This is a genomic window from Marinobacter arenosus, from assembly GCF_019264345.1.
Taxonomy (GTDB): domain Bacteria; phylum Pseudomonadota; class Gammaproteobacteria; order Pseudomonadales; family Oleiphilaceae; genus Marinobacter; species Marinobacter arenosus.
In genome coordinates this window covers 1-22143 of record NZ_JAHVAO010000001.1, presented here as the reverse complement: position 1 = coordinate 22143, position 22143 = coordinate 1, and the positions used below count along the sequence as shown (strand labels likewise).

At 53.0% G+C, this 22143-nt stretch carries 26 protein-coding genes; 5 read left to right on the top strand and 21 right to left on the bottom strand.

The window, feature by feature from the left end; all coding sequences use genetic code 11:
- Positions 1–221 precede the first annotated feature (221 nt).
- On the top strand, positions 222–866 hold the full coding sequence (locus tag KXD86_RS00125; protein ID WP_228739280.1) for a LuxR C-terminal-related transcriptional regulator: 645 nt from the start codon (positions 222–224) through the stop codon (positions 864–866).
- Positions 867–919: 53 nt separating this feature from the next.
- On the opposite strand, the gene KXD86_RS00120 is transcribed toward KXD86_RS00125, so the two are convergent.
- Positions 920–2407 (bottom strand): aldehyde dehydrogenase, encoded by a 1488-nt coding sequence (locus KXD86_RS00120; RefSeq protein ID WP_218634074.1) that lies wholly within the window; start codon positions 2405–2407, stop codon positions 920–922.
- 114 nt (positions 2408–2521) lie between these two features.
- Positions 2522–3457 carry a LysR family transcriptional regulator gene (locus KXD86_RS00115; RefSeq protein WP_218634073.1) on the bottom strand — a complete coding sequence of 312 codons (936 nt, stop codon included), beginning with the start codon at positions 3455–3457 and terminating at the stop codon, positions 2522–2524.
- Between the two features lie 116 nt (positions 3458–3573).
- Between KXD86_RS00115 and KXD86_RS00110 the strand changes: the two genes are divergently transcribed.
- From KXD86_RS00110 to KXD86_RS00095, 4 genes are all read left to right on the top strand, one after another.
- On the top strand, positions 3574–5037 hold the full coding sequence (locus KXD86_RS00110; protein WP_218634072.1) for an NAD-dependent succinate-semialdehyde dehydrogenase: 1464 nt from the start codon (positions 3574–3576) through the stop codon (positions 5035–5037).
- A gap of 30 nt (positions 5038–5067) precedes the next feature.
- A complete protein-coding gene (gene gabT, locus KXD86_RS00105; protein WP_218634071.1) occupies positions 5068–6345 on the top strand; it encodes a 4-aminobutyrate--2-oxoglutarate transaminase in 1278 nt (425 codons plus the stop codon).
- Positions 6346–6521: 176 nt separating this feature from the next.
- Positions 6522–7805, top strand: a complete 1284-nt coding sequence (locus tag KXD86_RS00100) for an NAD(P)/FAD-dependent oxidoreductase (protein ID WP_312846235.1) — start codon at positions 6522–6524, stop codon at positions 7803–7805.
- Between the two features lie 155 nt (positions 7806–7960).
- A complete protein-coding gene (locus KXD86_RS00095) occupies positions 7961–9433 on the top strand; it encodes a Na+/H+ antiporter NhaC family protein (protein WP_228739279.1) in 1473 nt (490 codons plus the stop codon).
- A gap of 113 nt (positions 9434–9546) precedes the next feature.
- Here KXD86_RS00095 and KXD86_RS19105 read toward each other — a convergent pair whose 3' ends face one another.
- From KXD86_RS19105 to KXD86_RS00005, 19 genes are all read right to left on the bottom strand, one after another.
- Positions 9547–9915 (bottom strand): GFA family protein, encoded by a 369-nt coding sequence (locus KXD86_RS19105; RefSeq protein ID WP_446685632.1) that lies wholly within the window; start codon positions 9913–9915, stop codon positions 9547–9549.
- Between the two features lie 103 nt (positions 9916–10018).
- Entirely contained in the window at positions 10019–10900 is an 882-nt protein-coding gene (locus KXD86_RS00090; RefSeq protein WP_218634069.1) for a sulfurtransferase, read from the bottom strand.
- Positions 10901–11023: 123 nt separating this feature from the next.
- Positions 11024–11404 (bottom strand): hypothetical protein, encoded by a 381-nt coding sequence (locus KXD86_RS00085; RefSeq protein WP_218634068.1) that lies wholly within the window; start codon positions 11402–11404, stop codon positions 11024–11026.
- Positions 11405–11486: 82 nt separating this feature from the next.
- Entirely contained in the window at positions 11487–12059 is a 573-nt protein-coding gene (locus KXD86_RS00080; protein ID WP_218634067.1) for a hypothetical protein, read from the bottom strand.
- An 84-nt stretch (positions 12060–12143) separates the two neighbouring features.
- Positions 12144–12503 carry a hypothetical protein gene (locus tag KXD86_RS00075; protein WP_218634066.1) on the bottom strand — a complete coding sequence of 120 codons (360 nt, stop codon included), beginning with the start codon at positions 12501–12503 and terminating at the stop codon, positions 12144–12146.
- A 1046-nt stretch (positions 12504–13549) separates the two neighbouring features.
- Positions 13550–13939: a hypothetical protein gene (locus tag KXD86_RS00070; protein WP_218634065.1), complete on the bottom strand. Its 390-nt coding sequence runs from the start codon at positions 13937–13939 to the stop codon at positions 13550–13552.
- 91 nt (positions 13940–14030) lie between these two features.
- Entirely contained in the window at positions 14031–14387 is a 357-nt protein-coding gene (locus KXD86_RS00065; protein ID WP_218634064.1) for a hypothetical protein, read from the bottom strand.
- A 148-nt stretch (positions 14388–14535) separates the two neighbouring features.
- Positions 14536–14967: a hypothetical protein gene (locus KXD86_RS00060; protein ID WP_218634063.1), complete on the bottom strand. Its 432-nt coding sequence runs from the start codon at positions 14965–14967 to the stop codon at positions 14536–14538.
- A gap of 114 nt (positions 14968–15081) precedes the next feature.
- A complete protein-coding gene (locus tag KXD86_RS00055; RefSeq protein WP_218634062.1) occupies positions 15082–15768 on the bottom strand; it encodes a hypothetical protein in 687 nt (228 codons plus the stop codon).
- A gap of 75 nt (positions 15769–15843) precedes the next feature.
- The gene (locus tag KXD86_RS00050) at positions 15844–16278 is read right to left on the bottom strand and encodes a hypothetical protein (protein ID WP_218634061.1); all 435 of its coding nucleotides are present in this window, start codon (positions 16276–16278) and stop codon (positions 15844–15846) included.
- Positions 16279–16719: 441 nt separating this feature from the next.
- The gene (locus tag KXD86_RS00045; protein WP_218634060.1) at positions 16720–17451 is read right to left on the bottom strand and encodes a lysophospholipid acyltransferase family protein; all 732 of its coding nucleotides are present in this window, start codon (positions 17449–17451) and stop codon (positions 16720–16722) included.
- Positions 17452–17545: 94 nt separating this feature from the next.
- Entirely contained in the window at positions 17546–18265 is a 720-nt protein-coding gene (locus KXD86_RS00040; RefSeq protein ID WP_218634059.1) for a lysophospholipid acyltransferase family protein, read from the bottom strand.
- Between the two features lie 70 nt (positions 18266–18335).
- On the bottom strand, positions 18336–18887 hold the full coding sequence (locus tag KXD86_RS00035; protein ID WP_218634058.1) for a hypothetical protein: 552 nt from the start codon (positions 18885–18887) through the stop codon (positions 18336–18338).
- 131 nt (positions 18888–19018) lie between these two features.
- Positions 19019–19384 (bottom strand): DUF6559 family protein, encoded by a 366-nt coding sequence (locus KXD86_RS00030; RefSeq protein ID WP_218634057.1) that lies wholly within the window; start codon positions 19382–19384, stop codon positions 19019–19021.
- Between the two features lie 85 nt (positions 19385–19469).
- Positions 19470–19904, bottom strand: coding sequence for a hypothetical protein (locus KXD86_RS00025; protein ID WP_218634056.1), 435 nt, complete (start codon positions 19902–19904; stop codon positions 19470–19472).
- 459 nt (positions 19905–20363) lie between these two features.
- Entirely contained in the window at positions 20364–20627 is a 264-nt protein-coding gene (locus KXD86_RS00020; protein WP_218634055.1) for a hypothetical protein, read from the bottom strand.
- Positions 20628–20721: 94 nt separating this feature from the next.
- Positions 20722–21066, bottom strand: a complete 345-nt coding sequence (locus tag KXD86_RS19040) for an ankyrin repeat domain-containing protein (RefSeq protein ID WP_218634054.1) — start codon at positions 21064–21066, stop codon at positions 20722–20724.
- A gap of 127 nt (positions 21067–21193) precedes the next feature.
- Entirely contained in the window at positions 21194–21580 is a 387-nt protein-coding gene (locus KXD86_RS00010) for a hypothetical protein (protein ID WP_218634053.1), read from the bottom strand.
- Positions 21581–21694: 114 nt separating this feature from the next.
- The coding region (locus KXD86_RS00005) for a hypothetical protein (protein WP_218634052.1) at positions 21695–22143 on the bottom strand (449 nt) is incomplete at its 5' end.

Sequence of the window (22143 nt, the reverse complement as noted above, 5' to 3'; positions counted from 1 at the left end):
CCGGGTTTCCCGAGCCACACAGACACAGGTTTGAACAGGTCGGGCTGCGAACGCGTATGCGAGAACGAATCAGTCATATCAATGCCAACGATAGCTGGCAAAAAAATGTCGCAGTGCTGATCGAACACCAACGCCTGCGCAGCTTTCCGGCAGTCCTTGAAGAGTTTCTATCAACACTCTGTTTTTACGATACATTTATTATGGTGGCGTATAAAGCATCCTTGCGCCCTATCCTCCTTCACCCTACGGCACCCGAAGAACAGAGCGATACCCTTCGGCTTTACTTCAATCATGCCTATGTTATCGATCCCCTGTTTCATGCCATTGAGTCCGGCGCTGCACCAGGCGTGATTCGACTCGCCGACATCATGCCGGACTCGTTCAAGGAAACGGAATACTTTCAGACCTGCTACCAGGATTTTGGCTTGGTGGACGAAATCAACCTGATCATCCAGCTTGATGACGAGGTGACCTGCACGCTGACCCTTGGGCGTAAGGCGGCGCTCGATAGCATTCCACGAAGCGAACTGAACACGCTCAACGAGTTTTACCCGATTTTGAGTGCGCTGGTGCGCCAGTTCTGGCTTTCTCAATCACAGGAGTATCTGCAATACGGACGTTCCCACGGGCCAATGAAGCGGGCCCTGAGTACCTTTGCCAGCGGTGTGCTGACTCATCGGGAGCGGGAAATAACCGAGCTGATCTTGCGGGGCTATTCATCCCAGGCCATCGCCGACCAACTGAAAATCAGCGTGGGGACCGTGAAAGTGCACCGAAAGAACATTCATAATCGGCTAAACACATCGACCCAGGCGGAAATTTTCACCCAGTTCATCGCCCACCTGAACAGCCTGGACGACTACTAGCCTCTGTTTATTCGGATACGGGCGCGTTCCCGGCGCCCGCTCTAGGCCAGCCCTTAAAGGCTGATCCAGACCGTTTTGAGATCTGTGTACTTTTCAATCGAGTGAAGCGACTTGTCGCGGCCATTGCCGGAGGCTTTCACACCTCCGAAAGGCATGGTGGAGTCACCGCCACCCCAGCCGTTCACCCAGACCATGCCGCTCTGGATCTGTTTACTCACCCGGTGTGCGCGAGACAGGTTGTTGGTCCAGACCGAAGCGCCCAGACCATAGCGGTTGTCGTTGGCCAGCGCGATAGCCTTGGCCTCGTCGTCGAATTCACACACCGCCAGTACCGGCCCGAAGATCTCCTCCTGAACGAAACGCATGCCATTCTTGGCGCCGTCGATGATGGTGGGCTCAACGTAGAAGCCTTTGCCTTCGATGTATTCCGGCATGCCGCCGGTAAGAACGGTGGCGCCATCGTCCATGGCGGATTTGATGTACCGTGCCACGGTGTCGAGTTGGGCTTTGTCGACGAGTGCGCCCATGCTGGTGTCAGGGTCCAGCGGATCGCCACCCTTGTAGGCGGATGCCGCTTTCAGTAGCGCTTTCAGGAACTGGTCCTTGATGGAATGCTGCAGGTACAGCCGGGAGCAGGCAATGCAGATTTCACCCTGATTGGAGAATATCGCCGCAGCTGCGGTCTGTGCCGCCTTTTCGATGTCCCCGCAGTCGTCAAACACCACCATCGGAGATTTCCCGCCGGCCTCAAGCCAGACCTTCTTCAGGTTCGACTGGCCAGCGTATTCCATCAGCATGCCACCAACCCGGCTGGAGCCGGTAAAGGCCAGCACATCCACGCCGTGATGCAGGGCAAGCGCCTTGCCGGCGGTGTGGCCGTAGCCCGGCAGAACGTTCAGCACGCCATCAGGGATGCCTGCCTCAGTGGCCAGTTCGGCCAGGCGCAGCACACTTAGTGGAGATTTTTCGGACGGTTTCAGAATGACCGAGTTGCCTGCTGCCAGGGCCGGCGCCAGTTTCCAGGTGGCCATCATCAGGGGGTAATTCCACGGCGTTATGGCGGCAACAACACCCACGGGCTCATGGCTGATCAGACCCAGGGTGTCGCCACCGGTTGGTGCGATCTCGCCGTAGACCTTATCGATGGATTCGGCGGTCCAGCGGAAGCAATCAATGGAATCCGGAAGATCGATATTCACCATTTCGGAGATGGACTTCCCCATGTCCAGAGTGTCGGTGACTGCAAGTTCATCGCGGTGCTGGTCCATCAGGTCGGCCAGGCGCAGAAGCACTGCTTTTCGCTCTTTCGGTGATTTTTGTGACCACACGCCGGATTCGAAGGCCTTGCGTGCCGAGGCCACTGCCAGATCTACATCTGCCTGATCGCAACTGGCAACGTCAGCCAGGGTTTGTTCAGTGGCCGGATTCACGGAGGCAAAGGTTTCGCCGGAAACTGCCGGCTGGAAGCGGCCGCCGATGTACGCCTGATTCCGGAAAGTGATCTGCTGACTCAGTGTCTGCCACTCGGCTTTGGTCTTCATGGAACGCTCCCTGAAAGCAAATGGGTTATTCGCCAAGGCTAGCGTTCTGGTTCGGGAGGGGCCATATCCCCCAGGGGGTACGCCAAGCCAGGGAAACGGCTTCGATATCTCTTTTCAGTGTGGTTCTGCCTGTGTCAGTTGAGTCAGCATTTCAAGAAAAAGATCCCTGGCCCGGTTCCCACGGCCATGGGTTCGGGTGATCGCGGCGACTTCCAGAGAATAATGCTTGGCTTCCGGAATGAGTGTCTTTAACTCGCCATTGGCCACCTGGTTCTCTACGTATGCGTCCGGCATGAAACCGATGTAGGCGCCGGAGAGGATCATGGCCAGGCGCGCCTCGTAAAAATAGGAAATAGCTGCCTTATTCATGTCGGCCAGCTGGCTGCCCACCTCCGGGCTGGTGTGAATGCCGGCATGGACCACCTTGCTGGCGAGAACTTTGTCCCGCAAGCCCGATGAGGGCACCGCATCATACAGTGGGTGCGTTCGACTGCAATAGAGGTGGAAGTGATCTGCGTACAGCGTTGCGTAATTCAGGCCGGACAGTTGCCGGTGGAACGGGATCAGTCCGATATCCGCCTCGCCATTCAGTACCATGCGCTCAATATCGTTTAGCGCCTTAACGTCCAGAAGCACGTTCACTTCCGGGGCTGCTGCGGAGAAGCTGGCGATGGCGTCGGGCAGCCGAGATTGAGGCTCCATGCAGACCGCGTCGCTGGCGATTACTCGCAGATCTCCGGTCAGGCGAACGTGTAATGCATTCACGCCCGAGCGAAACCCTTCAAGCGCTGAAAAGAGTCCCTTCATCAGTTCGTAGACCTCAATGCCCTCTTCGGTCAGGGAGAATCCGCCTCGTCCCCGGCGGCACAGTTTAAGGTCCAGGCGTTCCTCCAGGTTGGCAATGTGGGTACTGATGGTAGAGCGCCCGATGCTCAATTCACTTTCCGCAGCCGAGAAACCGCCGCTTTCTACCACCGCCTCGAACACCTTGAGTAATCGGATCTCGTAATCACCTACTTGCCCCAGGCTGACCTTCAGGTCTTTCTTCATTGTTTGATCGCTCTCAACGTTAACGCCTAATCAGTCAGATTTATCACACAAAGTGTTCGGTTTACCATCTTTCCAACGGCATACACCCAGATGTTTAGCCTTTTGAGGAGCGATTGATGACACTAAAACTGAACGAGCCCGATCTGTTTCGGGATCGCGCCTACATTAACGGTGAATGGGTAGGCGCAGCGAAAGCCCATAGCTTTCCCATCTTCAATCCCAGTACCGGCACCACCCTGGCCCAGGTTCCCGACCTTGGCGGCGACGAAACCCGTGCCGCGATAGACGCAGCTGAAGCGGCAATGCCTGCCTGGCAGGCGCTGACGGCAAAAGAACGCGCTGGGCGGTTGCGTGCCTGGTTCAACCTGATCATGGAGCACCAGGACGACCTGGCGCACATCATGACCAGCGAACAAGGCAAGCCGTTTGCGGAGGCGAAGGGCGAAGTTGCCTATGGCGCCTCGTTCGTTGAGTGGTTCGCAGAAGAAGCCAAACGTATCTACGGCGATGTGATTCCGGCTCACGGCCCGGACAAACGTTTGGTGACCATCAAACAGCCGATTGGCATTGTGGCGGCAATCACCCCCTGGAACTTCCCGATCGCCATGATCACGCGCAAAGTGGCACCTGCCCTGGCCGCAGGTTGCACTGTGGTGATCAAACCCGGCGAGGATACTCCTTTGTGTGCCCTGGCTCTGGCCGAACTCAGCCAGCGGGCGGGTATTCCAGCCGGCGTAGTGAATGTGGTGACCACCCTGCAGGCGCCGGAAGTGGGCCGGACCCTGTGTGAAGATCCCCGCGTGCGCAAGCTGTCGTTCACTGGCTCAACGCCGGTCGGAAAGCTTCTGATGCGCCAGTGTGCCGATACCGTAAAGAAGGTATCGCTGGAACTGGGCGGCAATGCCCCGTTCATCGTGTTTGATGATGCTGATTTTGATGCGGCCATTACCGGCCTGATGGCGTCTAAATTCCGGAACGCTGGGCAAACCTGCGTCTGCACCAATCGCATCCTGGTTCAGGATGGCATTCACGATGCGTTCGTTGAAAAGCTGAACGCAGCGGTCGCGGCGCTGAATGTTGGTGACGGATTCGGGGACGGGGTCACCATCGGCCCGCTGATCAATGACAAGGCGGTGGCCAAGGTTCGAGACCTGGTCGACGACGCCGTGTCTTCCGGCGCCCGGGTCTCTCAGGAGCACACCGGTACGCCCGACAACCCCAACTTCTATCCGCCTACCGTGGTAACGGGCGTAAAGCCATCCATGCGTATCGCGCAGGAGGAGATTTTTGGTCCGGTCGCTACGGTATTCCGCTTTTCCGAGGAGTCTGAAGCGATCGCGCTGGCCAACGACACCCCGTTTGGTCTGGCGGCCTATTTCTATAGCCGTGATATCGGCCGCGTCTGGCGGGTTGCCGAGGCGCTCGAATACGGCATGGTCGGCATCAACGAGGGCCTGATCTCCAACGAAGTGGCGCCGTTTGGCGGCATCAAGGAGTCCGGTATCGGCCGTGAGGGCTCTCGCTACGGCATCGATGACTTCGTGGAAATCAAATATCTGTGCATGGGCGGCATTCGCTGACCCGCCATTTACAAACAAGGAGACACGCTCATGTCCAATCAATCACTTCATCAGCGCCGTTCTGCTGCCATGGCACAGGGCCAGGGTGCGCTTCATCCGGTTTACGTCGACAAAGCCCGTAACGCCGAAATCTGGGACGTGGAAGGCAAGCGCTTCATTGATCTGGGTGCCGGCATTGCGGTTAACAATACCGGGCATAGCCATCCTCGCATTCAGGCGGCTGTGCAGGCTCAGCTCGAGCGCTTTAGCCATACCTGCCTGATGGTGACGCCCTACGAGTCCGCGGTAGATCTGGCAGAAAGGCTCAACGAAATTGCCCCCGGCACTACCCCAAAAAAGAGCATCTTCGTTACCTCCGGTGCGGAAGCCGTGGAAAACTGCGTCAAGATTGCCCGCTCCTACACCGGCCGTTCCGGCGTGATAGCCTTTAAAGGCGGTTTTCATGGGCGCACCAACCTCACCATGGGGCTCACCGGTAAGGTGAAGCCGTACAAGGCGGGATTCGGTCCGTTCCCGGCTGACATCTTCCACGCGCCCTACCCGAACGCCTATCACGGCGTCTCGGTTGAGGAATCACTGGCCGCGCTGGACGACCTGTTCCTGTGCGACATCGAACCGAATCGCGTTGCTGCGATCATCATCGAGCCGGTACAGGGAGAAGGAGGGTTCTATCCGGCGCCTGCGGAGTTCATGCAGGCACTGCGCGAGCGTTGCGACCAGCACGGTATTCTCCTCATTGCAGATGAAATCCAGACCGGTTTCGCCCGTACCGGCCGCATGTTCGCGACCGAATACTCTGGCATCGAGCCGGACCTGATGACCATGGCAAAAGGTATTGCCGGAGGCTTCCCGATTGCGGCGGTGGTTGGTAAGGCTGACATCATGGATCACCCCGGCCCGGGGGGCCTGGGCGGCACCTACGGTGGCTCTCCCATCGGCTGCGCTGCAGCGCTAACGGTGCTGGACGTGATCAAAGAAGAAAACCTGTGCGAACGTGCCGTGGCGATTGGCGAGCGTATGACTGCTCGGTTGCGCAAGCTGCAGGAGCGCTTCCCGGCCCGCATTGGGGATGTTCGTAACCTGGGCGCGATGATTGCCATGGAATTAGTGGTCGATGGTAACGTCAATTGTCCCGACCCGGAGCTGACGAAGGCGCTCATCACCGAAGCTGGCCAAAACGGCCTGATTCTGCTTTCCTGCGGCATTCGTGGCAACGTTGTGCGCTTCCTGCCAGCGCTGACCATCAGCGATGAGTTGATCGATGAGAGTATGGATATTCTCGATCGCTGTATTGCGGCCCTGAGCTGAACAGCCTCGGGCTAACACAGAACGCCACCCTACGGGGTGGCGTTCTTGTTTCCGGAACCGATTTTTGACCTTCCGTCCCAAAATATACCCTGGGGGGTATATAGGCGTTTCCACGGATCTCGTACCGTTAGAGGCATTGTAAGACCTCTAACTCAAGCGACTTCGGGAGCGACCTCGTGCCTATAACGACACACACTTCTTCCTATTACGCGGCATCTGCCAATGATAAGCAGTTGCGTCCTGCCCTGAAGGAACACATCAAATCCGACGTCTGCATTATTGGTGCAGGCTATACCGGCATGTCGACTGCCCTGCACCTCGCTGAGGCTGGTTACAAAGTCACCGTGCTGGAAGCAAGCCGGATCGGCTTCGGTGCGTCTGGCCGCAACGGTGGTCAGATCGTAAACAGCTACAGCCGTGATATCGACTTCATCGAACAGCATTACGGTGAAGAGGTTGGCAAGCATATGGGGCAGATGGCGTTTGAAGGTGGCCGCATCCTGCGCCGCTTCGTTCGCGATTACAACATCCAGTGCGACCTCAAGGACGGCGGCATTTTCGCGGCCTGCAATCGCCGCCAGTTCAATGAACTGCAAGACAAGAAAGCGCTTTGGGAAGCCCATGGCCATGAGGGCCTGGAGTTGCTGGACAGCAACCAGACCATGGAACACATTGGTTCCGATCGCTACACCGGCGCCCTTATTGACCACACCGGCGGTCACTTCCACCCGCTGAATCTCGTGCTCGGCGAGGCTGCCGCCCTCGAATCCCTCGGAGGCACCATCTACGAAGGCACTCCTGCTGTCAGCGTGGAAGAAGGCGCCATGGCGGTCGTGAAGACCGAACACGGCAGCGTTACCGCAGATTACGTGCTGGTTGCTGGCAATGCCTACCTGAACGGTCTGTTGCCGAAGCTGGAATCCAAGGCCATTCCGTGTGGTACTCAGGTTATTGCCACGGAGCCGCTTTCTGAAGACGTCCAAAAGCGCCTGTTGCCGAAAGACAACTGTGTGGAAGACTGCAACTACCTGCTGGATTACTATCGCCTGTCTGGCGACGGTCGCCTGGTCTACGGTGGCGGCGTGACCTACGGCGCCCGTGAGCCCTCCAAGATCGAATCCCTGATTGTTCCCAACATGCTCAAGACTTTCCCGGAACTTAAGGGCACCAAGGTGGATTTCGCCTGGACTGGTAACTTCCTGCTTACCCTGATGCGCCTGCCGCAGTTCGGACGCATTGGTAGCAATGTCTACTACGCCCAGGGCTACAGCGGCCACGGCGTGACCTGCTCGCACCTGGCAGGAAAGGTGATCAGTGACGCGATGCGCGGCCAGGCCGAGCGCTTTGACGTGTTCTCCAGCCTGCCCCAGCACAGCTTCCCTGGCGGCCGACTGTTCCGGATTCCTTTCACGGCCATGGGCGCCTGGTACTACAACCTGCGCGACCAGCTTGGTGTTTAAGCAAGTTAAGTAAGAGACAGGCCGCAAAGAGCCTGCTGCACAACAATGACCTGTAGTTACCGCGGCGAGAAATCGCCGCAATTCCAAAAAAAAAGTAGACGATGGGTACGATAATGACACATGACACTTCGCAAACAATGGGTGACTACCCTTCTATGGAAGATCAGGCTCGGGAAACCAGAGAACGGGGCCCTCTTTTCTCCATTGCCGTGTACGGCGCCATCATGGCAGGGTTCGCTTACCTCTCCTCGCAGTATACCGATGGGCAATCCTATGGGTTTGTAAGCCTGTTGCCTTCTTTGTTGATCGTGTTGGTGGCGATCAAGACCAAAAAGCCGCTCGAATCGATTTTTGCCGGCATCATTGCCGGCCTGCTCCTGCTTGAGCCGACCACCCTGATCACCAGCCTTGGCGACCTGTCCATGGGCGTGGTTCAGAACGAGACCATTGCCTGGATTGTGTTGGTTTGCGGCATGATGGGCGGTTTGATCAACATCCTGGAGCGTGGCGGCAGCGTACTCAGTTTTGGTGAGTTCCTGGCCAAGCGGGTGAGAACCAAGCGCGGCACCATGCTGACGACGTCCTTCCTCGGCCTGGCAGTGTTCATTGATGACTATCTGAACTCCCTGGCGGTGTCTGCTTCCATGAAGAACCTGACCGACCGCTTTCGCATCTCCCGCGAGAAGCTGGCGTTCCTGGTTGATTCTACGGCGGCCCCGGTTTGCATCCTTGTTCCGCTGTCCACCTGGGCTGTTTACTTCGGTGCCCTGCTCGAGGAAAACGGAGCGGTTGCTGAAGGCCAGGGAATGTCCCTGTACATCGAGTCCATCCCGTACATGGCGTATGGCTGGGCCGCGCTGATTGTGGTGCTGCTGGTTGCCTCCGGCAAGCTCAAAGACCTGGGCGCTATGAAAGAAGCGGAACTGAGGGCTCAAAAAGGCCAGCCGGTTCCTGACGGCGTCGAGTCTATTGGTTTTGACACGTCGAATGTAAAGTGCCCGCCGATAATGGTTGGCATGATGAACTTCATCTTGCCGATGGCGGTACTGGTTTCAGCCAGCATCTACTATGAAATTGACCTGCTTCTGGGCGCACTGGTGGCTTCTGGTTTCACCATGGTGCTGTATTTCTGCCAGCGACTGATGAGCTTCGGTCAGCTGGCCGATGCGATGCTGGACGGTTTCAAGGTGATGCTGCATCCGATCGCCGTGGTTGCCGCCGGTTTCATGATCAAGGAAATCAATGACCAGCTGGGCATGACCACCTACATCATCGAAACCATTACCCCTTACCTGTCTCCGGAGCTGATGCCAGCGCTGGTGTTCGTCACCATGGCTGCTGTGGTATTTGCCACCGGTTCAAGCTGGGGTGTGTTCGTGGTATCCCTGCCCATCGTAATCCCGATGGCGATAGCAATGGACGTATCCATGCCGCTGACCGTAGGCGCCCTGCTTTCAGCCTCTGCGTTCGGTAGCCATGCTTGCTTCTTCAGTGACTCAACGGTTCTGTCGTCTACCGGTTCCGGCTGTACCCCGATGCAGCACGCCCTGACCCAGATCCCGTACGCGCTGATCGGCGCGGCACTGGCGTTTATCTCTCTGATTGTCCTTGGCTACGCGGTCTCCTGATCACTAGCCCCTTTGCCAGGTGGAGCACTGCTCTGCCTGGCGAGCTCCCCTTTTCCCTATTGCTCAGTTCACACTTTGCGATGCCGGTCCAATCGGGCTCTCCTCACGTTCGGCTACCCAAATAGCCATTCAGCTGGGCCAGAAGCCTTGTAAGCAACCGACCGAGCTCCATCGCCTGCACCACCGTTTACGCTTTGGACCAATAACCGAGCTAAGCGGGAAGCACCGCTTAGTTCCCAGAATTCGTTGTATGGCTCTGCAGCGTAAGCCCGACAGAAAATAAGAGCAGCTTGCTCAATATCCTCTGCCGCACAACTCCGTATTCGCATACTGCTCCCTCCTTGGCTACCCTGCACAAAAGTGGCAGCATTAGCGGCTGCTCCGGTGGCTTTGCGACACAATGAACAGTGACATTGATAGAGGTTGCGAATCTCCTCTTCAATTTCGAACTTCACGTTTCCGCAGAGACATTCACCTTTCATCGATCAGTCCTTTGACACTTACGCCAAAGCTCAACGGCGGCAATGGAGCGCAGCGGAATTGACGTCCCGTGAAGCGCCGTGTTAGGCGACGTACCTGTAATCCTCATTCTCCGAGTTCAAGGGGTAAGCTGCGATCCGCCGACCACTCGATCAGCCCCCCATCGTAAACGGCCACGTTCGGATGCCCCAGCAAGTGGAGGATAAACGCATCGCTCGAGGAGGCAATGCCACCACCACAGTAGGTAATAACCCGCTCGGCCTCCAACATTGGGCGAAACAGCTCACGCAGCTCTTCGGCCGGACGATAACGCATCGTTTTCCGGTCGAGGATTTCCCATGCCGTCACGTTTTTTGCGCCTGGAATATGCCCTCGTCCCCCATATTCTTTACGTTCACCTCGATGCTGGCGGCGGCCCAGCGCATTCACGATGCACGTTGTCGAGTCCTCAATTGCGGTCAGCACCGCCTCTTTGCCAACGATGAGCTCCGGCCGGACATGCGGGGTGAACGTGGCAGCCGGATACGCGCAAGGTTTCGAGGAGACCGGACGATCTTCAAGCCGCCAGGCCGTCCACCCGCCGTTAAGAACCGCCGCGTCGTCGAAGCCGAACGTGCGAAGCATCCACCACAATCGCGCGGCCCACATGTTCTCCCGTCCATCGTAAAGCACGACACGTGTGCCGTTCCCGATGCCCAGTTGGCCCATGCAGTCGGCAAACCGTTCCGCGGTTGGCATCGTGAACGTGTAAGAAGGCCTCTGGGGATCCGATATTTTCAGGAGGTCTGCAAATGTTGCGCCCGGGATGTGGCGCCGCTTAAACCCACGCCTACCGCTTCTGATATGCGGAAATGGCCAGAGCTTGACTTGCACCGTTGCATCCACGATGCGTAGGTCAGGGTCGTCTAGGTGTTTTTCCAGCCATTCCGGTTCGACGAGCGGTTGAAGTGAGCCCGTCTCGGGCACATGCGCATTGATTTCACTCATGGCAACCTCCCTGTGGTTCCACAACAGTGTCTAAATGCCGCCTAACGCTGGGGTAACCGGCGCCGGAGTGACAGCGGAGGGAACCAAAAGCGCCACGCTTTTGGCTCCCGGTTGACTGCTTGGTTATGTGGCACTCCGGTTCCTTGGGTTGTGACGAGATAGCACGGCACCACACCATTTATTGATGGTTTTGCGATCCTCCAGACCAGGGTCATACTCAAGATCGTGTGAAGGTGATCTGAGCATTTCTTCTCGAATATCTTCGTACTCTTGTTCAGTCAGTTCGAAAGGCTTCCAGTAGCAACCACCGCTCATTCCTTGATCCGTGCCGCCTGAAAGCAGCTCCTCGTTCAAAATATGAAGAGGTGGGAACTGTTTAATGAATGAGACAGACATTGCCAGACGCGGGGAATAGTGTACGAGGAAATCGTCGAAATTAACGATTTCCCACTTTCCGTCGGCGCTACCCATGCCGGGCAAAATTTTGACTTTAATTTGCCTCATAATTTTATCTACACATAACGCCAAGTGAAGGGGCGGAGTGCGTAGCACTTTGTCCCTCTTACACGCCTTGTTAATTGCTGAATTAGCTCAACAGCTCCGCCAATCTATCGATTTCTTCGGTGAGCAATTGTTCTAGTTCAGATTTTCTAGCTTTAAAGCTTTCAAATTTATTAGGCCAAATGTAGATCGCGTTTAACAGTGCCAAGATACCTTCTGCCCTTGCCAAAAGCTTCTCTGACTTCGTTACTCCATCGAAGACATCAACTCCGGCTCTAACTGAGTCAGCGAACTCATCAAAATCATCGTTCTTAAACCAGTGGTTTGGATTAAATAGGTCGTTGCAGGATTTTCCAACCAGCCTTTCAAACTCCCTATTATTGCCTACAAGCTTCATAATATGTGCTTGCAACAACATCGCATAACATGCAGCGTCCCAGCGCTCATATCTTGGATGTACGAAAGGAGATTTCTCGCTATAGCTCTTTAGAAGGACTTCTGCCTCGTCAAGCCTGCCTAGCGCAAAAAGATAAACTGCCAACTCATTCGCCTCTTCGATAGATTTTGAGCGAGTAGGCGCATATTTTTTAGAGACTGAAGCTTTCTTTCGCTTTATGAAAGCGGTGTCTTCATTCGACTGTTCTATCTCGATACTCATAGCAATTAACGCTTTGCATAAGCGGCGCCCGAATAGGGCGTCCGGTGGCGGCCCAATCGGGCCGGAACAGACTTAATACACTGGTTAGGTGGCTGCCTGGTAGAACTCATGATTTTTAACGCTTATCAAATATGCGGCGGCACCCGAGAGGAACAGCGCCCAAACGAGAACAAAGAGGCTTTCCGGGAACCTCAAATCTGAAGAGAGCAAGGCAACCCAGCAAGCCAAACCAAAAGATATTGCTAGTACTACTGCCAGCCACAACGCCCTGCAAGAGCCAAAATAGAGGCCAACGAAGGGCAACAAGCAGGCAAAGCGCAAGACGAAAGCCAAAAATGCCGTTGCCAGCGGCTCAGCTGCCAAGAGAACCATGGTTTCTGTGATCGTAATCAGTACGAACGCTGCGAAAAGCCTTTGCACTCCCTTTGGCCTGGACTGATCCATGTATTCACCTAACGCCAAGCTTTGGGGCGACTGGAGCGTAGCGTAAGCCGTCCCAGCCGCGATAGCGGCGACAACAGCGCCTTGTTATGAGTTCTTGATCCCATAGAACTCCTCCACTTCCTCTTTTGTGAGCCCCACCGGATATGCCCCATTTGGATTTTCCCAGTAGGCACCACACTTGTTGCATTGGAAGAGCCTCGCCTGTCTCTCCCAGTTCGGGTCTGCCAGTAGCTTCAGTATCTCGTCTCGATTTTCCAGAAATGGATGCGTCCAATACTTTCGACAAAAATCGCAACCAGTTTCAGGAAACATTATCGGCATGACCAAAACTCATAATGCCAAGCTAAACGACAGACACTGCGAAGCAGTGGCTGTCCGGTGGAGGCCACGCTTTGCGTGGCCGTAACGAATTTGAGCGACTGATTATGTCTATTCCACAAGTAAAACCCTTACCAAGTGTTCCGAAAAAGAGCCGTTATCATATTTAACGTCGTCATGGATGGAGTCGTAGAGATCTTTCCTAGTCCGAATATTGTTGTACCAGGGGATTAAATCAGATCGGACAAATTCACAGATTTTTAAGACGGACTCGCGTACCTGGACTTCATCCTCGGTGGGCCAATCATATCCCGCGAACCGGATTCCTTTTTTAGTAAGAAATAACCGCGAAACATTGCCAAAGGCAGAGTAAAACCCTCTGGGAAATCTGTCCCTATCGAAGTCTGTAAGTAAATCGAGAGTAGTGGTCGAGAGGTGTAGACGCATTCCATTGCCGCCTGCCAAAGGTTGGATAAGGAGCACATCAATGAGAATGCCCCGGCTCCTATAGAACCAGAGACCATTGGGCCCCTTCTCAAATCTCAAGCGTTCCATGAATTCTGGGAATTTGGTTTGCTTAAGAGCCTTCTTAAGCTCAGAAACATTCCGCATTAAACGACATCCTTACACCAATGACATAACGCCGCCATAAACGGCTGCCGAAGCAGCGCGAAGGCAGTCCGGTGGAGGCCACGTCTTTTGTGGCCGTAACGAATTTGATGGCCTTGTTATGTGCGACCAGACTCATACGCGTCGGTTAATTCCTGAGCTTGCCAGTCAGTAAGGCTGTAGATTAGAGAACCCCGATACTGGTCAAAAGAAGCTCTATCAAACCACTCACCCAAATAAGGCCAACACCTCTTGTTGCGGCCGATGTTCTCTAAGATTCCGCAGTAGACAGCTTGCTGAATTTGGGAGCTTTTGTCACCGAGTACGCCGCTCGTACAGTAATTCAGAAAGCCAATCACTCTCTGCTGAAACTCGGAGTCTCCTCGCTCCACGGCTTTGAAAAACCAAAACTCGATTTCAATCCAAAGCTCCGATGGGGACTCAACGGCTAACAAATCCGCCTCAATATCAGGGAAAAATTTGATTGCCGCTTGCTTCCAATTTTCCATGGTTAACAGCACACATAACGCTTTTGTTTAGCGGCGCCCCGATAGGGGCGTCCGGTGGAGGCCGCAGGCCGGAACAAACTACAACAACTTGTTAAATTTTCTTGGCGTACCACTGGAGCAGGAGCCATGCGAAAAGTGCTGAAACGGGATGCAAGATAAAGGAACCCCACTCGTCAATTCGTTCGACTGTCACAAGGTAAGCGCGGTTGCAGCCGCTCTCGTTTATTTCGCAGGTCGCTGCATACTGCGTTGCGTCAGAATTTAGCTGAGTCAATGCCAGGAAGTACAACACCCCGAAAATTAGCCAGACACCGTAGCTCAAGCTGTAGACCTTTAAACGCAGCTTGATCGCCGACGACTGGCCTAATCGATAGAGATGCAGTTCTGACAACAGCATGGGCCAGAGATAGAAAAGCCCTATAATTGCAAGGACGACGACAATTTCCATATCAATTTAACGCTTTTGTTTAGCGGCGCCCCGACAGGGGCGTCCGGTGGAGGCCGCAGGCCGGAACAAGCTACAACAATTTGTTAATGGATACACTGCTCTCAACATGACCCTATCTTATATTCTCGGGGCTGTAGTTCTTTGCTGATTAGCTCTCGAAAAAATTCTTTAAGCTTGCCAAGTTCGTTGAAGCGGTTTCAAACAACATGTCCTTGAAGCTTTGCGGCACGTCCAGATCAGCAACTTTGAGATACCGATTAAAATCCCCTTCAAGCATGATGAAACTGCTCGGTTGTTCCTTCCAGAGCTCTCCCGGGAGCCAGCCAGTCAGGAGGACAGTGCATTCGATCTCTCTGTCAGCGCCTTTTTCAAGGTAAGAACTCAGCTTCGCAATCAGGTCGAGTTCTTTATTAGAAAGATTCGACTGGAACACATCCAATCGGTCATACATTTTTCTAAATTCGGACTGGCATGATTTAACCTCGGTGGGAATCCCAAACTCCGTGGGAGTATTCTCACACGCGAGCACCTTTGAGCCCCAAATGCACAAAAATAAGATGGCAATATGCGCGGCTTTCACAAGACTCGGTCCTTGTATTCCATTAACGCCGCCAACACGCGCAGCTTTGTAGTGGAGGCGAAGCCGCAACGAAAAAGCTGTCGCTGTGCTTGGCCTGGTTAGGCATTGCCGTACTCATTCCCACTGCGCTACACACCCAATGTATTCGTTTATTACGATCCGCACTTCAATGTATCCGACTGCCGATGCTACATAGCGATACATGTTAGGCTGAACGACAATCCAACCGCTTTGATCCGTATCTTGGCCGGTTAACATTCGTTGCATCGCTCTGCTCCCTACTTCTGGCCAAACTTCAGCGGCAACTGGCTGCTCAAAATCCATACGCTGTTGTTCTGTCAGCGCAAGCATGGGAAATACGGAAATATCGTCAGGTTCGCGAGCAACTGATTCATGAAGCTCAAATAACGCATGCCCTTGAGCAAGCTTGGTTAATACTGCTTTTACACGATTGTGTTCTGGTTCGAAAATCGTGTTGCCTTCTACCACAGAAATAGAAGATTCAATCTTTGAACGGAGAGCCTGTTTTCTCTTAAGAATCTTCGCAATTTTCTCACGACCAATTTTATCTGGATCTGTAGAGCCAGCTAGCACGCACGAAATTAGGCACGCCAAGTACTCCTCGTCTATGGAAAAGCTGCTATTACATTCAGCGCAAGCAGGCACTACCGGCAAATTTTCCGGAAAAGGCTGATCAAGGAAAACTCGTGATGGGCAGTGATCCCTGGTACCAGTTTTGCCTCCACAGAAGGCACAGTAAGCTAGCGTCCGCTGATCTCCGAAGTTTGTTATTTGCTCCATACTGATCTTGCCTAACGCTGAGCGCACCGGCGGCCGCTTTATGGCCGTCCGTGTGCCGTGACTTGTTAATTGGGATTACCAAAGTTTCCACCATGGCTTGCCCTCTGAGATCGATTCAGTCAAAGGGGATGAGTCATCAAAGCCAGAAGGAATACCATCGAATTCGGACTTGTTTATAGGCCATTTAGAGCTGTCTTCACTCTCAAACATAACCTTAAAATTCAGGTCGGCATCAACTACAAGTAAAGCGACACAGAATACCTGGCCTTTAGCTAGCATGAGTTCGTGGAGCTCTAAAAACCCCGAGATCATTACGTCGAACAGTGGCCCACACGCAAAAGGATCGAAAAGCTTCACTTTATCTGGCTCAGAATAAGAACCACAGACACCGTAGTTTGAGCCATTGTGATGAAATCGCACATATGCTCTTCGCCATTCCGATGACATGGAATTTACGGAACTCACCAGCTCCTTTGCGAGTTCAAGCACTTCTTCCGACTGTTGTTGCACGTAACTACCTTGTATCAATTAACGCCGTGGTAATGGGCGGCAACGGAGCAACGCGCAGTTGGCGTCCCGTTGACCACCTTGTTATGAGGTTGCATCAGCAGGACCCGCTATCACCAGGTGGCACGATTCCGTTTCCACCGCCGCTACCGCTGCCCTTTGCCCAACCAATTCTCAGGTGTCTATGCGTGAAAAAGGGGCCTATTACGGGCACCAACCAAGTGAATACATTCCAACTCAATTTTTCTCGAAAGGAGAGTAAATCTCGTTCGGCTATTTCGATAGACACGATAAAGGCGAGGGCATAATTCAGAAAAGCGCCAATAGAGAGCCCGACTACTTGCCAACCACCTTCCATCAACTTTCACCTACCCTCATAACGCCTAGGTTAAGCCGCCGGACTGGCGCGCAAAGCGCGGCGGGACGGTCGGCTTGAAACGTTTGTTAGGTGACAGACTCACGATCGTTGAACCACCGTGAATGCTCCTTCTCACCCACTATCCGTAGGTGCTCAAGCAGTGAATGTCGATCCTCGTATGTCATGCCAGTGGTTGGTATCGGGGCCAAATACCTCATGATGATTTTTCCCGGGCGAATTTTCCAGGCTCCGGGCGGCATACATTGTCGGCTGCCCGCCATATAAACTGGGAATATCGGGACCTGGGCACTGATTGCCATGACAACTGGCCCTTTCTTGTAGGGGCTCAGGCTGCCGTCGACACTGCGTTTTCCTTCAGCAGACAAGTAGACTAGGCCGCCATTTGCAGCGTACTTCGCCGCCTTCTCAATCTGGCGTTTTGATTGAGAAGGATTCTGGCGAACAATGACCCAGCCGAGAATAAACGAGACCCAGCCGAAAAATGGAATTAACGCGTACTCGATGTTCCAGATTGCATTGACCGGCTTGTCCCAGACCGCGAACCCTACCGTGGGGTCAATAATGCTCTGTTGTGTCAGCCCGACGATTATCCCGCCCTGTTCCAGTTGCTCGGGCCCGATGTCGTACTGCACTTCGAACGATATGCCAAATGTGGACAGAAACGCCTGGTTCCAAGCCCGCACCATGCGCCTGCCTATACGGTCGGAAAAAGGGGCAATAACCAATGCGCCTCCCAAAAGAGGCGCCATCAGCGCAAGTACCAGTGCGTACCGAGCAATTTGTGAGGCCGTATCCATGATTGTCACCTAACGCCGCCAGCATGGGCGAGTGAAACGAGTCCAGCCCACGTTTCTTTGTGGGCGAGCATGCCTGGCCTTGTTAGGTGAACGATTAATTGGCTTGTTTACATTGAGCATGTTCAACCTCTGCTACCACTCGAAGCTTCTCTAGCAAAGAATTTCGATCGTCATAGGTGAGCCCCTGCGTTGGAATAGGCTCTAAGTAATGAAGAACAATTGTTCCAGGCCGAATCCTCCATTCACCTACCGGAAGGCAATGCCTGGCACCAGCAATGTAAAGAGGATGAATAAGAGCCTGCGACTCAATCGGCAGAACCGCCGCACCTTTTTTATAGGGCATCAGTTCTCCATCGATACTCCGCATTCCCTCTGCCGATATAAGAATTAAACCACCGTTTTTTGCGTAAAGAGCAGCCTTGCGTAATTGTCTCTTTGATTGTTTGGGCCATTGCCGAACAATGACCCACCCCATCAAGCTTGTCGCCCAACCTAAGAATGGAATAAGCGCGTATTCGATGTTCCAAATACTCATCAGCCGCTTATCACATCTTGAGGAAATAGCCGTTGGGACAATTAAGCTTTGTTGATTGAGGACAACTATAACTCCACCTTCCTCGAGCTGAGACTGACCGTTCTCAAATTTAACTTCGACTACGACCCCAAATATCTTCATCGTTGTTTGACTCCAGCTACGAATAATTCGCCAACTGCGATCTAAGGAAATTGGGGCGATAACTACCGCGGCTCCCAGCATAGGAACCATCAGACTTATCGATAATACATAACGAATTAGTTGATTAATAATATCCACAATTTACCTAACGCCGTGGTAATGGGCGCCAACGGAGCAACGCGCAGTTGGCGTCCCGTTGACCACCTTGTTATGCACTGTATCGAACTCTAGGCTTTAAGTCCGCGATTAAGTCATTGTTTTCCTTTTGCAAAGCTGCGATTCGCAGAGCGCCTGTAATAGACTCCTCTCTCACAATTGACACTTTAGAGGAATCCTCAAAAGTTATGACGATGCCAGCGTCGTAGCGGACGGACTCTTCTTCTCCAATAAAGGAATCTTCCATTACCTCGACAGAAACGACTCGTTTTCGCTTGCCTAGATGAAAGCTAAAATGATCCATTATGTACGTCCAGCGACGCCCATCTTTGCTTTCCCTTACTGTGACATCTTTAGGCCTATCGGATATTCGAGCTCCCAGAAAATAATAGTCATGCGCTTCTTTAGGTGTATCCGCCCAGTCATTCTCTATGATCAAGTATTGTTTGGAGCCTATCTGGATTGAAATATGCTGAACAGTGATTATTGAACTACCAAAATCAACATGGGCATAAGGGCTGTACAAGAACTGAACACAGCTTTCGGAGAGAAGTTTGAGGGCCGAAAGCGATTCCGTATCAAGTTTTTTCTGAAATAGTTTCATAGTGCATAACGCCTGCATAAACGGCGGTTTTTACGCAGCGAAGCGGAGAGAAAGCCGTCCGGTGGAGGGCCATCGGCCCGGAACGAATTTGATGCACTTGTTAAGGCTAGACTCGCACCGAAGTAATTTCCCTAGATGCCATCACCGCCGCCAAATCCATCTCCAGAATCGCCACTTGATGAAATTCCGCTCTCGCCTGAAACACCACCGACAGCGGTAACAATAGCGACATTGAAGCTCACTGCCCTGGCCGTTGCATAATCCATAACCATTGATTGAGGATGAGTTGTGCTTCGCTCGTATTCCTCTTTAGTACAGTAAAGCGCGATGGCATAACAAAGATACTTGTCAGGCAAGTTCAGTGAAGTTGCTGTATCCGTAACTTGCGTCGCCGTGTAATTCCTCTGATAGCCAAATCTTTCTCTCAGCGCAGGACCAAGCACTCTGACATGTTTTTTGATCGCTCGTTTTCTAAAGAACCAGCTGAAAATATTCACTTGGTACCTTTTGCCTTAACGCCCGGCACACGCGCCGGTTTGGAGCCGCAAAGCGGCGGAAAAGCGGTCGCCGTGATGCCGCTTGTTAAGGCTTGTCCATCAAGCCCAGTAGGTGGTCGAGATCTGGAACAGTCTCAAACCAAGGCAATGCATGTTGTTCAATTACCTCTGCATAGTATGACAGAGCCACTGACACATCCTGCTCGTAGCGAATCGAGGGACTCCCGCCACCAAAATCGACCCCGAACTGGCTGACGTACCCACCATTCCACATCGTGTTGACGGGTAGTTTCTTTGGGAAATTTGCCATGTCATATTCGGGGTTACATTCAGGGGCCCAGCACATAGCGACACACTTTAAGTTCCAGCCTCCGTTTTTAGCAGTGAACTGCAATAAATCGTATATGCCGTTTCTTTTCCGATAAAAATCAAAAACGCCAAAAAGCACAAATCCTTGACTCGACATCCAAGGAAGAAAGCTTCCTCTAGCATACTTTTTGACTTGGGCGATGGTCGTCATTCACTGGCCCTTAACGCGAAAACGAAGCGGCGCGTCTCACGCGTCCGCCTTCCGTGACTTGTTAAAGGGCCGCCTAGCTAGCAGGACCACCACAATTACCAGCAACGCGGGCTGTATCCATGCGGATAGAGGGGGTGGAGCGCCATGCCTAACCGTAAAATACCCGTAGACGATAAGCATGAGCGTACTGGCGGAAAGCGTCATTAACCGAGCCCAATTCCTAGCAGTCAAAAGCGACAGCGCCAAAAGCAATGCAATAATGCAGATCGTCCAACCAACGCCATTAGACGCAAGAGAAGCACCAATCTGATACAGGTAGTACCCCTGAGCCAACCCCCAAACCGCCACCAGGAAACTCGCGATTCTATATTCCATCTTTCCCTTTAACGCTTGCAGCATGCGCGCCCATGGAATGAAGCCAAAGGCGAAATGTAATGGGCGTCGCCGTGCCTGCACTGGTTAGGAGCTCTGCCCATGAGAACCAACCGGAGGCGGTACGCTAGTCATACTTACGCAATCTCTACCATCAATCGTTTCAATGATCGCCCACATATAGGGGGTGCCTGACTGAGGGTAAGTGAAGTAATCAGTTGGCACTCCGTCGATAATGAAATGGCCTATATGCTTGATGTCTTCAGCTTTGACCGAATCAGGATCGTCCGTGTCCTCCCCGTACTCTAAACGGAGGTAGTCCGCGATCCATTCTTCATTCGTCTCGTCCATGTTGACTCCTAACGCCAGTGGTAATGGGCGGCAACGGAGCGCAGCGTAGTTGGCGTCCCGTTCACCACCTTGTTAGAAATTCCTGAGCACCAAACTATTCCGGATCTCGGATATTAGGAACCTTTCCGAACTCATTTTTGATGCTGGGATCAGCGTTCGAGGCTAGCAATACATCGAATACCTCTCGTGAACGGGCATAGTGCAATGGCGTATACCCCATATCACCTCGAGCATTTACATCTAGTCCTGCTTTGAGCAATAGCCGAATTGCTTCTAGATCGCCGCGGTGTGCCGCAATGTGCAAGCATGTGTCTCCGTCAGGCGCAACGTAGCTAAGAGGATCTATTGGTGCCTCGGGATCTTCAGACTCATAGTTTGTCACGTCCCCAAACGCCGCCCTTAACTCCGATAGTTCAACTTCAGTGAGTTGTTTTGCCATTGCAACTACGGTCCATTGTGAATGCGACTCCTGGTATTTCTAACGCTGAGCTAAGCGGCGCCACGACAGTGGCGTCCGGTGGACGGCCGATAGGCCGAGAACAAACTTGAGCGACTTGTTATGCATTTTAGGACCGTTTAGACCTAAGTTTTTCTCGTAGCTGATTTTGATGGTCTCGAAGTGCCGGAAAGCTGCAAGAATCAAATTTCTCTTCTTCGAGGTCCATTCCATTGGCAAAGGTCGTTGAAAAACAGTCTGCAAACGATTCTCCTGAAAGCCTAGAATCCTCACCTGCTTCAGTCTCTTCATAAATTTGCAAAGCAAAATCGTCGCAGTGCTGAACCGAACGCTCAATTGCAGAAACGCACTCACCCTTTTTTGCCGCAGCACATTCCAGAAAACCCTCATGTTCACAGAACATCTCTGAGTACTTTGCGGCTAGCGAGTCTAAGAAACTCTGAGCCGATGCATTATGCGAAACCAACATTACCAACAAAGCAGCTAATCTAAGCATTGATCAAAACCATATGCATAACGCCAATATTCAGCGGCGGCCTTTACGTAGCGAAGCGAAGAAAAGGCCGTCCGGTGGAGGCCCATCAGGGCCGGAACGAACTGGAATGACTGGTTAAGTGTATTTTGCCACGGTGTTTTGAACATTTTCGATGGCCTTTAAAAAACTACTTGAAGCCATTCTCTCAAGCGGCTGACTCCAGGGTTCTTCGAATGATGTGTTTATAACGTACACCACCCACTCACCATTAAATGTCGTTTCATTACCATAAAACCCGAAATCGACACTTATTGGCTTGGTCTTATGCTCGAAGAACAGTAAATCTTCTCTGGGCTCTACCCCCGAAGAAAGATGAGATTTTCCCAAGGCTACCTCCAAGATCCTATCTGGATCGCGGACAGACCAAGTTTTGGTATCAACTTCAATCATGGCTTTACACTTAACGCCGAACGCACCGGCGGCCGTTTTATGGCCGTCCGAGTGCCGTGACTTGTTAGTTGCCTTCATGAACTGTGATGGCAACCGTATTTGAATTAACCCCAGGGGCGCACCAAAGAGAGGAA